Origin of the sequence: Enterobacter roggenkampii (genome assembly GCF_001729805.1) — a bacterium.
Lineage (GTDB): Bacteria > Pseudomonadota > Gammaproteobacteria > Enterobacterales > Enterobacteriaceae > Enterobacter > Enterobacter roggenkampii.
The window spans coordinates 2,873,053-2,886,372 of sequence record NZ_CP017184.1 but is presented as its reverse complement, the minus strand read 5'-3'; the positions used below and the strand labels follow the sequence as shown (position 1 = coordinate 2,886,372).

Genomic DNA, 13,320 nt, shown 5'->3' with positions numbered 1-13,320 from the left:
AGCGTCGCGCGAAGAACATTAAGCAAAAACGTTGCCAGAATGGTTAAGCCATTGACGGGCCTGTGACATGTTTGAGTATAGAGCGCCGCGTTATGCCGCCTTGCGGGAGGAGAAGAAATTACAGCGGAGATCACATATCGTTAACAATAAAGCCCATAAGTTGTGCAAAGGTCACGATTTGCACGTTTTTGCAGCAATAAAGACCTAAACTTCAGCCCGGAGAGGCGTGAGATATGTGTTAGGATCGTTTCCTTTTTATCAGGAGTGTCAGCGATGACTGAAGGCCCATTAAATGAAAGCGAAATGGCGTGGCTTGAAGAGACGTTAATGTCTTACGGTCATGACGATGCGTCCGTGCTTGACGTGTCTGAACTGGACGGCATGTTTACCGCAGTGCTTTCCGGTCCTGTTGTCGTTGAGCCAGATACCTGGCTGGTGGCGGTGTGGGGTGGCGAGAAATACATTCCGCGCTGGAAAAACGATCGCGAGATGAACCGTTTTATCGATCTTTGCTTTAAGCATATGAACGATATTGCCGAGCGCCTGAGCGAATATCCGGACCAGTTTGAACCGATGTTTGGCTATAACGACATTGACGGTGAGAGCTATACCGTGGTGGAAGAGTGGTGCTACGGCTACATGCGCGGCGTGGCGCTGACGGACTGGTCAGCCTTGCCGGACGAGCTGAAGGCCGATCTGGATGTGATTGCGCTGCACGGTAGCGAAGAGATCGGCGACCAGCTGGATGAATTGACCGAAGAAGAATATACCGCCAGCATTGAACGTATTCAGCCTGCGGCGCTGCGCTTGTATAACTACTGGGTGAACAATCCGCAGCAGCCGGAGGTGAAGAAGCCGATGGTGAACGGCACGAAGGTTGGGCGTAACGATCCGTGTCCTTGCGGCAGCGGGAAGAAGTTCAAGAGCTGCTGTTTGCACTGATAAAAAAGGGGCTGATGACAGCCCCTTTTTTCATTAACCCACTTCCGGCAGCATTCCCGCCGCAATCAGTACCTGCACCAGAATAATCACCACCCCACAGCCAAACACAATGCACAGCAGCGGTTTTCCGCCCGCCACGCGGTAACCCTGCTGCGGATGCTGCTGGCGGCTCTTCCACGCCAGCAGGGAAGGGAGGAGCAGGGCAAGGACCGAGAGCGCCACCCCCGCATACCCCAGCGCCATTACAAACCCGCGTGGATAAAACAGCGCAAAGGCCAGCGGCGGCAGGAAGGTGATGGCCCCGGTCTGTAATCGTCCTGCGGCGGTATTGCGGCGCTGGAACAGGTCGGCCAGATAGTCAAACAGGCCAAGCGCCACGCCCAGAAACGAGGTTGCCAGCGCCAGGTCGGCAAAGAGGTGTACCGCCAGCTCCACGTGCGGGGAGGTGACGACCTCGCGCAGCGCCAGCAGAAAACCGTTCAGGCCTGCGTGCTGTGCCATCAGGCCAATAAAGGTTGAAGCGTCGATGCTGCCCAGGGTCACCAGCTGCCAGAAAATGTAGGCAATCAGCGGGATCGCGCTGCCGATAACAAAGACGCGGCGCAGCTTGCGAATATCGCCGTTCATATAGCTGACGATGCTCGGCACGCTGCCGTGGAAGCCAAACGAGGTGAAAATGACCGGGATGGCGGAAAGCGCCAGCCCTTTTTCCAGCGGCAGCGTCAGCAGATTGACCTGATGAACATGCGGTGCCAGCAGGACCAGCATGACAATCAGGAACAGAATTTTGGCGCTGAACAGGAAACGGTTAAACAGATCCACCAGCGATGTGCCAACGCAGACCACGCCGCCGCCGATGAGCGCAAAGAAGATGGCGCCCGTCGCCGGGGTAATGTCAGAACCAAACCAGTCGTTAACGCTTGAGGCGATTAACTCCCCGGCCCCGCTGATGTAGGCGGCGGTCAGGGCGTACATCAGGAACATCATGCTGAAGCCGGTTATCCACTGGCCGTAGCGTCCCAGGTAGCGCGCCGCGAGAGAACCCAGACCGGTATCGGCGGGCACATGCTGGTAAACCTCAAGCAACAGCAGGGCGGTGTAGCACATCAGCGCCCAGAGCGTCCCCAGCAGCAGCAGGGTCATGCCAAATCCCACGCCCGCGGCTGCCAGAGGCATGGCCAGCATTCCTGCGCCAATCGTCGTTCCGGCGACGATAAAAATACTTCCCAGAGTTCTGTTTTTCACGCTTTCCTCTACAACGCTTCTTAACCGCGACAAAATCTGCGGCGCAGAGTAAGGGAAAAGCCGTAACTCGTCAAATCACCGTTACAAGCAGTGTAATGAATGCTTTACACATTATTGTTCCTCTGACCCTTTATAGGCTTCCGCCTACTACATGAGGGCAATGTTGCTGAGCAACATTTCGGCGTAACGTAAACAATAAATATAAATTATCAAATAAAGTGAGGGTTTTATGGCGGGGGAGAATCCTTTTACCGCGGCATGGAGCCGTGGAGGCAACCTGTTGTGCCATGGCCACTGGATAATCCACTGGCAGAACCAGCCCCTGATACTTCCGGAGTCCCGCCGCGAAAAAGATATGGGCACCTGGGGAATCTATTCGGTTATTGATCCTGAGGATGAGACCTTTGCACAAGGCTTACAGGAAGATGAGTGGATCATAGCGAATGTCGACTGGTTGACGGATATGTTTTTCGAGATGGGTATTGCGCTGGAGACGGCCAGCTACCGCTATTTTTACCAGGCCGTGAATCCTCACGACTGGCGCTGCACCAGCTGCGCTGGGTGTATGTAAATTAACGCGGTGCAGGGAACCCGCACCGCGCTGAAATTAATTCTGCGTATCCAGCGTGGAAAGTTCTTTATCAATAAAGTAAAGACCTTCGCCTGATTTCCCCACCAGAGATAATTTATCCAGCACGGATTTAAACAGCTTCTCTTCTTCATGCTGTTCGGCGACATACCACTGCAGGAAATTGAAGGTTGGATAATCCTGGCTGGTCATCGCGGCATGAACCAGTTCGTTAATTTTCTGGGTGATCAGCTGCTCGTGCTCGTAGGTGGCGCGGAACAGTTCATCGAGAGAATTATATTCAGCAAATGGAGATGCCACGGTTTCAATGCGCGGCAGGCTGCCGGTATCCGTCAGATAATCAAACAGACGCTGCATGTGGGTCATCTCTTCCTGCGCGTGACGACGCAGAAACGCGGCAGCGCCTTCAAAGCTGTGATAGCTGCACCAGGCGCTCATCTGCTGGTAGAGAAGGGATGAATACAGCTCAAGATTCATTTGTGCGTTGAGCTTGTCGATCATTTCAGTTTTCAGCATGGTGGCGCTCCGGGTTATTATTTCTGGTTCACAATGAGCGACACTATAATTTGTTATTTAATTATTTGCAAAACGTAAAATATTTATTTTATTTATTTAAAATACGAATGGGAATAAAACGCATTGGCGATTTTATCATTTATTAATGAGAATTGTTTTTGTTCGTAATGAAATAAACTGCCAGCCTGCGCTGGCAGTCTGGATTAATACCACGGATTGTTTGACTTAGGGTTCACGGCATAACCCATACATTTATACTGGATAGTCACGCTCTCGTTCAGACACAACGAGCCGCTAATGAGGGTGCAGGTTTTAATGGGCTGACCATAGGCTGAGGCCGTGGCATACCCCATGCTCTGACATGCTTTTGCCGCCGTACCGTTATTCACATACTCATCGGAATACGCATTTTGCAGCGCTGCCTGACCGTAGTTAAGGCGGACGATGCCGTTCGGCGCATCGAGGCTGCTGACTTCAGCCTGGCGGTTAATACTGCACCCCGCGAGCAGGAGGAGTGTGCCGGCTACAATGACTCTTTTCATGGTTCGCTCTGAGTGGATGGAAATACGTTATCGTACCCGCAGATGCCCGCCGCAATGGCTTGAATAGCCGGACAATCTGCCCTCACTCTTCGCAACGGGTTGATGGTGAACGCGATCAGACCCCACCCTGATTAAATTGTGATTTATATCACAAAAACATTGATTTTTGTGATGATGGTCATATTATAAGCGCATTGACGATAAAGTTGTATAACAAGTTGATGGAGCATCACTGTGAAACTGCGCAAAATCCTGAAAAGTATGTGGGCCAATTACTGCCGCACGTTCAAAGACGTGCCGCCGGGCGCCATGTTCTGATAAAAAACCTGCTTCGGCAGGTTTTTTTATACCTGCAGACGTTGAAGGGAAGATGTCAGGGGGCGTGTTTTGATACTATGGCGGCCTTTAAATAAGGAGAAACCCCATGTCACAAAACCTGAGCGCCGATCAGGAACTGGTCTCTGACGTTGTCGCCTGCCAGCTGGTTATCAAACAAATCCTGGATGTTCTGGACGTGATTGCGCCGGTTGAAGTGCGCGAGAAGATGTCTACCCAGCTGAAAAACATCGATTTTGCCAGCCATCCTGCAGCCGCTGACCCGGTAACGCTTCGTGCGATCCAGAAAGCCATCGCGCTGATCGAGCTGCGATTCACGCCGCAGGGTGAGTCCCACTGACGCAGGGAAATGGGCGACGGCATGCGTCGCCCTTTGGTGTTATCAGAAGAACGTCTGGACCAGCAGGTAGCTCGCGGCACACGCGCAGCTTACCCCAATCAGCCCTGGCAAAATAAAGCTGTGGTTGATGATAAATTTACCGATGCGGGTCGTGCCTGACCGGTCAAAGCCGATGCAGGCCAAATCGCTGGGATAGGTCGGCAGGACAAAATAGCCGTAGGACGCCGGGAAAAAGGCGATCAGCATTTTCGGGTCGATGCCCAACATCAACCCCATCGGCGCAACCGCCGTCAGCGCCGCCGCCTGGCTGTTCACCAGTTTTGACACCAGAAACAGCACAATCGCATATGTCCACGGGTGGCTTTTCACCACGCCTTCCAGGGCCAGCTTTAACTCGTCGAGATGCGCCTGGAAAAAGGTATCGCTCATCCACGCCACGCCGAATACCGAGAAGATCGCAACCATACCGGCCTTGAACACCGCGCCGTTTGAAATCGCGGAGGCATTGACCTTACAGGCCATCAGCATCACGGCACCCGCAATTAACATCATCATCTGGATGACAAGGTTCATCGACAGCGCCGTCATTTTGCCTTTCAGTTCAAAGGCGGGGCGCAGCTCAGGGAAGGCCCCCAGCAGAACGACCACGGCAATGCCGGCAAAGAAAATCCACGTGGACCAGTAGGCCTGTTTTGGGAAACGCTGATTCATTAACGTCTCTGTTCCGCCGTAGATAAACTCGCGCTGCTTAGGATCTTTTAGCTTTTCCTGAAACTCCATGTCGTCCGCCAAATCTTTCCCGCGGCGTAAACTCCACAGTGCAGCAATAGCCACGCCGAAAAGTGAAGCGGGAACCGACACGGCGAGAATTTCCAGAATTCCCCACGCGTGGCCGATCCCATGCTGGGCTGCCAGGATGGACACCAGCGACACGACGGCAACGGAAACGGGGGAGGCCGTGATCGCCATCTGCGACGCGACCGACGCCACGGCCATAGGGCGCTCCGGACGGATCCCTTTTTTCAGGGCGATATCCGCAATAATCGGGAACATGGTGTAGACCACATGGCCGGTGCCGCACAGAAAGGTCAGCATCCAGGTGGTAAACGGGGCGAGCAGGGTGATGTGCTGCGGGTGTTTGCGCAGCAGACGTTCCGCAAACTGCATCATGACGTTGAGACCGCCCGCCGTTTGCAGAGTAGCGGCACAGCCAATCACCGCGAGGATGGTCAGCATGACGTCAACCGGCGGTTTACCCGGCTGCAGACCAAAGACGAAACATAAAATAAAAAGACCAATACCGCTGATTAACCCAAGCCCCATACCGCCGAAACGCGTACCCGTCAGCAGGCAGAGGAGAATGACAACAAACTCAATGGTGATCATGATGCTCCCTCGTCAATGATTATGTAATTAAATAAATCATCACACGTTGTGTGGTTAATCATTGGGAGCCAGATCTGATTTGTTAAATTTGAGCAAAAGCAGAAGGTTGGAGAGGGGAAGGGGACCTGCTCCCCGGGACGGAAGCAGGCCAAAAACTCAGTGGTGCTGCACCGCCACAATGTCGAGCAGGTGACGGTCGGTTTGCTCAGGACATAAACCTGCCTGCTGCGCGTTATGCAGCTCATCCGCCAGCGTCTTCAGCAGCAGGCCATCCTGCTGCTGCTCTTTATCCATATCGCGTAAGAATCTCAGCGTCGTAATGTCCTGCTGCGCTTTGGCTTCATCGGCCAGTTTGTTGAGGGTGCTGCAGCGTTGTTCATACTCTTCAAGCGTTTTCTGAAACAGTTCTTCCAGACAAGAGTAGCTCTCGTTTATCCCATCAAGGGCTTTAACGACAGGGTTTGCCCCGGCAGCTTTCAGGAAGTTAAAAACGCGCATCATATGGGTGACGTTACTTTGTGCCTGAGAGCGAAAGAAGGTGGCAGAGCCCGTGAGGCTATTCTCAGCGCACCAGGCACTTAAGTGAAGGTGCAGGTTGGAGGCGTAGAACTCAAGGTTCATCTGCGCGTTAAGTTTTTGCATCATCGTTTGGGTAGCCATACTCATATCCTTATTGACGGTGGGACGTGATGTCCGTTGCTTAACCTGAGCACCAGGCAAGTACGAAGAAAAAGAGCAGAAATACGCTTTCTGCAGTAAACGAAGTCGACCGAAATTCACTTCCTGTGTTCGATATAAATAAGCATACCCTTGTCTTTGGTCTAAGAAAACTCTTAAATTGGCTGTGTTTACCATACATTACAAACTTTAATATAGTACAGAAATACAATTAGCTCGCCATAGATCGGTATTTAGATAATCCTCTGATAATCAACATTTTTTATCGAAGAGATATGCTGTTACTCTTTCGGGAATATTAAACCGGAATAATGCTCCGTAAAAAAATGAATCAGGGATTAATTATTCCGTATATCAGGTGCATTAATAAAATTGCGCTAAATCAAATTCTGTGGAGTAAATAATTTTCAGTGCGTGTGGCATTTTTGATGGAAAACATACTGCACTTTTCTGACGTCCGGCGTTCTCGGGCCCGATCCGGGGCATCAGGGATATCTTAGCTAATCTTATGGATAATCCTGCTTACCCTCATTTCATTTGTCTGACAAATACTGCCTTTTTTATGTCATTTTTCGCTGAATTTATGTACGCAATTACTGTAATTCTGCGGTGTGATGGGGCTCTCTTATGGATGATTAATTTCCCGCTAAAACTATCACCAGCAATAACGCTTATAACGAGGTAAGCGCTAATGCCTTGTTTTAAGTCCGATTAAATAAGAAGCACGCACATATTCCCTACAGAAAAGAAAGCTAAAGCTGGAGTTTACCATGCACAAATTTACTAAAGCGCTGGCGGCCATCGGTCTGGCTGCCGTTATGTCACAATCCGCTATTGCTGAGAATTTAAAACTCGGTTTTTTGGTAAAACAGCCCGAAGAGCCCTGGTTCCAGACGGAGTGGAAATTCGCCGATAAGGCCGGGAAAGATTTAGGTTTTGAAGTGATTAAAATCGCCGTGCCTGACGGTGAGAAAACCCTGAACGCCATCGACAGCCTGGCGGCCAGCGGTGCGAAAGGTTTCGTTATCTGTACGCCGGATCCAAAGCTGGGCTCGGCCATCGCGGCAAAAGCCCGCGGTTACGACATGAAGGTCATTGCCGTTGACGATCAGTTCGTGAACGCCAAAGGCAAGCCGATGGACAGCGTCCCGCTGGTCATGATGGCCGCGACAAAAATCGGCGAACGTCAGGGCCAGGAGCTCTATAAAGAGATGCAAAAACGCGGCTGGGACGTCAAAGAGACCGCAGTGATGGCTATTACAGCGGATGAGCTGGACACGGCGCGTCGTCGTACGACCGGGTCAATGGACGCGCTGAAGGCGGCCGGCTTCCCGGAAAAACAGATCTACAAAGTCCCCACCAAATCTAACGATATCCCGGGCGCTTTCGACGCAGCCAACTCCATGCTGGTTCAGCATCCGGAGGTCAAACACTGGCTGGTGGTCGGCATGAACGACAACACCGTGCTGGGCGGCGTGCGCGCGACGGAAGGTCAGGGCTTCAAGGCACCTGACGTGATCGGGATTGGTATCAACGGCGTTGACGCCGTCAGCGAGCTGTCCAAAGCGCAGGCCACCGGCTTCTACGGCTCACTGCTGCCAAGCCCGGACGTTCACGGCTATAAATCCAGCGAGATGCTCTACAACTGGGTCACCAAAGGGGCTGAACCGCCGAAATTTACCGAAGTGACCGACGTGGTGCTCATTACCCGCGACAACTTCAAAGAGGAGCTGGCGAAAAAAGGACTGGGCGGGAAGTAATACGCGGTGATTGTGCCCCTCATCCTGCATGAGGGGCCTGACGTACACACTACAGGAATCACGGAGACGTTATGCGACAGTCTGATCCGTATCTCTCTTTTCGCGGCATCGGGAAAACCTTCCCCGGTGTGAACGCGCTGACCGATATCAGCTTCGACTGCTATGCCGGCCAGGTTCACGCCCTGATGGGGGAAAACGGTGCGGGAAAATCCACGCTGTTGAAAATCCTCAGCGGCAACTACTCGCCAACAACCGGCACGCTGGCGATCCGCGGCGAAGAGGTCTCTTTTGCCGATACCACGGCGGCGCTCAATGCCGGGGTGGCCATTATCTATCAGGAGCTGCACCTCATCCCTGAGATGACCGTGGCGGAAAATATCTATTTAGGACAGCTCCCGCACAAAGGCGGCGTGGTGAATCGTTCGCTACTTAATTATGAAGCGGGGCTGCAGCTAAAACACCTGGGGCTGGACGTCGATCCCCAGACGCCGCTGAAATATCTCTCCATCGGCCAGTGGCAGATGGTTGAAATTGCCAAGGCACTGGCGCGTAACGCCAGAATAATTGCCTTCGATGAACCCACCAGTTCGCTCTCTAAGCGTGAAATCGAAAATCTGTTCCGCGTGATCCGCGAATTGCGTCAGGAAGGCCGGACGATTTTGTACGTTTCGCACCGCATGGAAGAGATTTTTGCTCTCAGCGATGCCATCACCGTGTTTAAAGATGGACGCTATGTGCGCACCTTTACCGACATGGCGCAGGTGAACCATGACCAGCTTGTTCAGGCGATGGTCGGACGCGATCTGGGTGATATCTATCACTGGCAGCCTCGCCAGTACGGCCCTGAGCGTCTGCGCCTCGATAGCGTAAAAGCGCCGGGCGTCAGAACGCCGATTTCGTTATCCGTACGCAGCGGTGAAATCGTCGGCCTGTTTGGTCTGGTAGGCGCGGGGCGTAGCGAATTGATGAAAGGGCTGTTCGGCGGTACCCGTATTACCGATGGGCAGGTCTCCATTGACGGCGAGCGGGTAGACATTCAGAAACCGGCCCACGCGATCGGGGCGGGAATGATGCTCTGTCCGGAAGACCGGAAAGCAGAGGGCATTATTCCGGTGCACTCGGTACGCGACAACATCAATATTTCCGCCCGCCGTAAGTTTATTCGCGCAGGTTGCCTGATAAACGATAGCTGGGAGTCGAGCAATGCCGACCACCATATTCGTTCACTAAATATCAAAACGCCGGGTCCGGAACAGCTGATCATGAATCTGTCAGGCGGAAACCAGCAGAAGGCCATTCTGGGCCGCTGGCTGTCGGAGGATATGAAGGTCATCTTGCTGGATGAGCCGACGCGCGGTATCGACGTGGGGGCAAAACACGAGATTTATAACGTGATCTATGAGCTGGCAAAACGCGGCGTGGCGGTGCTCTTCGCCTCGAGCGATCTGCCGGAGGTGCTGGGCGTGGCCGACCGCATTGTGGTGATGCGTGAAGGCGAAATTGCCGGCGAATTACTTCATGAACAGGCGAATGAACAACAGGCGTTGAACCTCGCCATGCCTAAAGTTAGCCAGGCCGTCGCCTGAGTAAGGAGTTAATGATGTCCTCTGTTACTACATCCGGAGTGCCGAAGTCGAAGTCGGCGTTGAGCGTTGGGCGTATCTGGGATCAGTACGGCATGCTGGTGGTGTTTGCCGCACTGTTCGTCGCCTGCGCGATCTTTGTCCCCAACTTTGCCACCTTCATTAATATGAAGGGGCTGGGTCTCGCCATCTCCATGTCCGGGATGGTGGCCTGCGGGATGCTGTTCTGTCTGGCCTCCGGCGATTTTGACCTGTCGGTGGCGTCGGTGATTGCCTGTGCAGGCGTTACGACGGCCGTGGTGATCAACATGACGGAGAGCCTGTGGATTGGCGTTTTTGCCGGTCTGTTACTCGGCGTCATCAGCGGCCTGGTGAACGGTTTTGTTATCGCGCGCCTGAAGATTAACGCCCTGATCACGACGCTTGCGACAATGCAAATTGTCCGCGGGCTGGCCTATATCATCTCCGACGGTAAAGCGGTGGGGATTGAAGACGAGCGTTTCTTTACGCTGGGTTACGCCAACTGGCTGGGTCTGCCTGCGCCTATCTGGCTGACCGTGGCCTGCCTGATCCTGTTCGGCTTCCTGCTTAACCGGACCACCTTTGGCCGTAATACGCTGGCGATTGGCGGTAACGAAGAGGCCGCCCGTCTGGCCGGGGTGCCGGTGGTGCGCACCAAAATTATTATCTTTGTGCTCTCGGGGCTCGTTTCTGCCGCGGCGGGGATTATTCTGGCGTCGCGTATGACCAGCGGCCAGCCAATGACCTCTATTGGTTATGAGCTGATCGTTATTTCGGCCTGCGTGTTAGGGGGCGTTTCCCTCAAGGGAGGCATCGGAAAAATCTCATATGTGGTGGCCGGTATCCTGATTTTGGGCACGGTAGAGAACGCCATGAACCTGCTGAATATTTCGCCGTTCTCGCAGTACGTGGTGCGTGGTCTGATCCTGCTGGCAGCGGTGATATTCGACCGTTACAAGCAAAAAGCGAAGCGTACCGTGTAACCGTTTTGCACCTCTTTTATTGCTCAACTTATAACCATAGTTGACCCCTTCACCGCCCCGCCAGTAAAACTGGCGGGGCGGTTGTCAAATGGCGAGCGACGTCACACTGTCTATACTTACATGGCTATGAAAGAGGTAAAGGCGTTTACCTCTCGTCAACCGTAAGGAGGAAAAGGGTGGCTGACTTGTTAACCGCACCGCCTGTACTGCCCGGACATTATGCTTTCTTTTTTGATCTCGACGGCACGCTCGCCGGGATAAAACCGCACCCCGATCAGGTGTCTATTCCGGAGGCGGTGTTGCAGGATTTGCATCAGCTCTCGCTCATGAATGAGGGAGCACTGGCATTGATATCAGGGCGCTCAATGGCCGAGCTGGATCTGCTCGCCAGTCCATACCACTTTCCGCTGGCCGGTGTACACGGAGCGGAGCGCCGCGACATCCATGATCAAACGCATATCGTTTCACTCCCCGACGCACTTACGCAAACGCTCCAGAAGCGGCTCTCTGCTGCGCTGGCCGACCTGCCTGGCACCGAGCTGGAAGCCAAAGGCATGGCCTTTGCCCTGCATTATCGCCAGGCACCGCAGCACGGAGATGCCGTGCTCGCGCTTGCTCAGACGGTAGCGGATGCGCATCCACAGCTGGCGCTGCAGCCGGGCAAATGCGTGGTGGAGTTAAAGCCGAAGGGGATTAATAAAGGCGCAGCCATCGCCGCCTTTATGGCGGAGGCACCTTTTAAGGGCCGGACGCCTGTTTTCTTTGGGGATGACCTGACCGACGAGGCCGGGTTCCGTGTGGTTAATCAGGCCGGAGGGATCGCCGTTAAGGTAGGGCCTGGTGACACTGTCGCCGAATGGCGGCTGGCGGATGTCGCCAGCGTCTGGCAGTGGGTATCTGATATCGCTAACCAGCAACAACAACAAATAGCGCAAAACAAAGGGGGAAACCATTATGGGTCGCTTAGTCGTCGTCTCTAACCGAATCGCACCGCCTGATGATAAAAAAGCCAGTGCGGGTGGCCTGGCGGTAGGGGTGTTAGGTGCCTTGAAAGCCGCTGGCGGGCTGTGGTTTGGCTGGAGCGGAGAAATCAGTGAAGAAGAGAAACCGCTCACAAAAGTGACGCGCGGTAACATCACGTGGGCGTCGTTTGCACTGAAAGAGAAAGACTATGACGAGTATTACTCGCAGTTCTCGAATGCCGTCCTGTGGCCGGCGTTTCACTATCGCCTTGACCTGGTCAAATTCCAGCGTGAATCCTTCGAAGGCTACGCGCGCGTGAATGCGCTGCTGGCGGATAAACTGCTGCCTTTAATAGAAGAAGACGATATTTTATGGATCCACGATTATCACCTGCTGCCGTTCGCCAGAGAGCTGCGAAAGAGGGGAGTGAATAACCGGATTGGCTTCTTCCTGCACATCCCGTTCCCGACGCCGGAAATTTTTACCGCGCTGCCGCCGCATGAAGAGCTGCTGGAAGCGCTGTGTGACTACGATTTGCTGGGCTTCCAGACGGAAAATGACCGCCTGGCATTCCTTGACTCCGTGTCAGGGAAAGCGCGTCTGGTGACCAAAGGCGGGAAAACCCATACGGCGTGGGGAAAAACGTTCCACACCGAAGTGTATCCAATAGGGATTGAACCTGACGAAATCGCGGAGCAGGCCTCTGGTCCGCTGCCGCCGAAGCTGGCGCAGCTTAAGAATGAACTCAAACACGTGAAAAATATCTTCTCGGTCGAGCGTCTTGATTATTCTAAAGGGCTGCCGGAACGCTTCCTGGCGTATGAGACGCTGCTGGATAAATATCCGGAGCATCACGGTAAAATTCGCTATACCCAGATTGCGCCGACGTCGCGCGGTGAGGTTCAGGCCTATCAGGACATTCGCCATCAGCTGGAGACAGAAGCCGGGCGCATTAATGGCCGCTACGGGCAGCTGGGCTGGACGCCGCTGTTTTATCTGAATCAGCACTTCGACCGCAAGATCCTGATGAAGGTCTTCCGCTATGCGGACGTTGGCCTGGTGACGCCGCTGCGCGACGGGATGAACCTGGTCGCGAAAGAATACGTGGCAGCGCAGGATCCCGCCGATCCGGGTGTTCTGGTGCTTTCCCAGTTTGCCGGGGCCGCGAATGAGCTCACGTCGGCGCTTATCGTGAACCCTTACGATCGCGATGACGTGGCGAATGCCCTGAACCGCGCGCTGACCATGCCGCTCACCGAACGTATTTCCCGCCATGCTGAAATGATGGAGACGATCCGGAAGAACGATATTAACCACTGGCAGGCGCGTTTTATTCAGGATCTCCGCGATATCGCCCCACAAAGCCATGAAGGCGATTTACAAAAAAAGATCGCAACTTTCCCTAAACTTGCCTGATATTTCCCTGGGGGGTTAAC

The 13,320-nt window shown here is 53.6% G+C and carries 14 protein-coding genes; 9 read left to right on the top strand and 5 right to left on the bottom strand.

The window, feature by feature from the left end:
* Positions 1 to 273 precede the first annotated feature (273 nt).
* A complete protein-coding gene (locus BFV67_RS13575) occupies positions 274 to 942 on the top strand; it encodes a YecA/YgfB family protein (RefSeq protein WP_023293977.1) in 669 nt (222 codons plus the stop codon).
* A gap of 33 nt (positions 943 to 975) precedes the next feature.
* Here BFV67_RS13575 and tyrP read toward each other — a convergent pair whose 3' ends face one another.
* Positions 976 to 2,187, bottom strand: coding sequence for a tyrosine transporter TyrP (tyrP, locus tag BFV67_RS13570; RefSeq protein WP_045335063.1), 1,212 nt, complete (start codon positions 2,185 to 2,187; stop codon positions 976 to 978).
* Positions 2,188 to 2,416: 229 nt separating this feature from the next.
* On the opposite strand from tyrP, the gene BFV67_RS13565 reads away from it, so the two are divergent.
* On the top strand, positions 2,417 to 2,758 hold the full coding sequence (locus BFV67_RS13565) for a hypothetical protein (RefSeq protein WP_023293975.1): 342 nt from the start codon (positions 2,417 to 2,419) through the stop codon (positions 2,756 to 2,758).
* Between the two features lie 36 nt (positions 2,759 to 2,794).
* Here BFV67_RS13565 and ftnA read toward each other — a convergent pair whose 3' ends face one another.
* On the bottom strand, positions 2,795 to 3,292 hold the full coding sequence (gene ftnA, locus BFV67_RS13560) for a non-heme ferritin (protein ID WP_008500403.1): 498 nt from the start codon (positions 3,290 to 3,292) through the stop codon (positions 2,795 to 2,797).
* 203 nt (positions 3,293 to 3,495) lie between these two features.
* Positions 3,496 to 3,834, bottom strand: coding sequence for a YecR family lipoprotein (gene yecR / locus BFV67_RS13555; protein ID WP_021240460.1), 339 nt, complete (start codon positions 3,832 to 3,834; stop codon positions 3,496 to 3,498).
* Between the two features lie 234 nt (positions 3,835 to 4,068).
* Between yecR and azuC the strand changes: the two genes are divergently transcribed.
* Both azuC and BFV67_RS13550 read left to right on the top strand, forming a co-directional pair.
* Entirely contained in the window at positions 4,069 to 4,152 is an 84-nt protein-coding gene (gene azuC, locus BFV67_RS24215; RefSeq protein WP_014884364.1) for a stress response protein AzuC, read from the top strand.
* A gap of 106 nt (positions 4,153 to 4,258) precedes the next feature.
* Positions 4,259 to 4,510, top strand: a complete 252-nt coding sequence (locus BFV67_RS13550) for a DUF2766 family protein (protein ID WP_008500405.1) — start codon at positions 4,259 to 4,261, stop codon at positions 4,508 to 4,510.
* A 42-nt stretch (positions 4,511 to 4,552) separates the two neighbouring features.
* Here the strand turns inward: BFV67_RS13550 and BFV67_RS13545 are convergent, their stop codons facing one another.
* Positions 4,553 to 5,896, bottom strand: a complete 1,344-nt coding sequence (locus BFV67_RS13545) for an anaerobic C4-dicarboxylate transporter (RefSeq protein WP_008500406.1) — start codon at positions 5,894 to 5,896, stop codon at positions 4,553 to 4,555.
* A gap of 156 nt (positions 5,897 to 6,052) precedes the next feature.
* Positions 6,053 to 6,556, bottom strand: a complete 504-nt coding sequence (locus tag BFV67_RS13540) for a non-heme ferritin-like protein (protein WP_008500408.1) — start codon at positions 6,554 to 6,556, stop codon at positions 6,053 to 6,055.
* A gap of 788 nt (positions 6,557 to 7,344) precedes the next feature.
* On the opposite strand from BFV67_RS13540, the gene araF reads away from it, so the two are divergent.
* The 5 genes from araF to otsA all read left to right on the top strand — a co-directional run bounded on the left by araF (position 7,345) and on the right by otsA (position 13,300).
* Positions 7,345 to 8,334, top strand: coding sequence for an arabinose ABC transporter substrate-binding protein AraF (gene araF / locus BFV67_RS13535; RefSeq protein ID WP_008500409.1), 990 nt, complete (start codon positions 7,345 to 7,347; stop codon positions 8,332 to 8,334).
* A 71-nt stretch (positions 8,335 to 8,405) separates the two neighbouring features.
* On the top strand, positions 8,406 to 9,920 hold the full coding sequence (araG, locus tag BFV67_RS13530; RefSeq protein WP_008500410.1) for an L-arabinose ABC transporter ATP-binding protein AraG: 1,515 nt from the start codon (positions 8,406 to 8,408) through the stop codon (positions 9,918 to 9,920).
* Between the two features lie 11 nt (positions 9,921 to 9,931).
* Entirely contained in the window at positions 9,932 to 10,921 is a 990-nt protein-coding gene (gene araH, locus BFV67_RS13525) for an L-arabinose ABC transporter permease AraH (protein WP_171843394.1), read from the top strand.
* A gap of 176 nt (positions 10,922 to 11,097) precedes the next feature.
* The gene (gene otsB, locus BFV67_RS13520) at positions 11,098 to 11,901 is read left to right on the top strand and encodes a trehalose-phosphatase (protein ID WP_046092757.1); all 804 of its coding nucleotides are present in this window, start codon (positions 11,098 to 11,100) and stop codon (positions 11,899 to 11,901) included.
* A complete protein-coding gene (otsA, locus tag BFV67_RS13515) occupies positions 11,876 to 13,300 on the top strand; it encodes an alpha,alpha-trehalose-phosphate synthase (protein WP_008500413.1) in 1,425 nt (474 codons plus the stop codon). Before otsB ends, otsA begins: the two co-directional genes overlap by 26 nt.
* Positions 13,301 to 13,320: the final 20 nt, after the last annotated feature.

Coding starts and splice junctions, on each gene's coding strand:
- BFV67_RS13575 (WP_023293977.1), top strand. CDS start 274: ATGACTGAAGGCCCATTAAATGAAAGCGAAATGGCGTGGCTTGAAGAG.
- BFV67_RS13565 (WP_023293975.1), top strand. CDS start 2,417: ATGGCGGGGGAGAATCCTTTTACCGCGGCATGGAGCCGTGGAGGCAAC.
- ftnA (WP_008500403.1), bottom strand. CDS start 3,292: ATGCTGAAAACTGAAATGATCGACAAGCTCAACGCACAAATGAATCTT.
- yecR (WP_021240460.1), bottom strand. CDS start 3,834: ATGAAAAGAGTCATTGTAGCCGGCACACTCCTCCTGCTCGCGGGGTGC.
- BFV67_RS13550 (WP_008500405.1), top strand. CDS start 4,259: ATGTCACAAAACCTGAGCGCCGATCAGGAACTGGTCTCTGACGTTGTC.
- BFV67_RS13545 (WP_008500406.1), bottom strand. CDS start 5,896: ATGATCACCATTGAGTTTGTTGTCATTCTCCTCTGCCTGCTGACGGGT.
- BFV67_RS13540 (WP_008500408.1), bottom strand. CDS start 6,556: ATGGCTACCCAAACGATGATGCAAAAACTTAACGCGCAGATGAACCTT.
- araF (WP_008500409.1), top strand. CDS start 7,345: ATGCACAAATTTACTAAAGCGCTGGCGGCCATCGGTCTGGCTGCCGTT.
- araG (WP_008500410.1), top strand. CDS start 8,406: ATGCGACAGTCTGATCCGTATCTCTCTTTTCGCGGCATCGGGAAAACC.
- araH (WP_171843394.1), top strand. CDS start 9,932: ATGATGTCCTCTGTTACTACATCCGGAGTGCCGAAGTCGAAGTCGGCG.
- otsA (WP_008500413.1), top strand. CDS start 11,876: ATGGGTCGCTTAGTCGTCGTCTCTAACCGAATCGCACCGCCTGATGAT.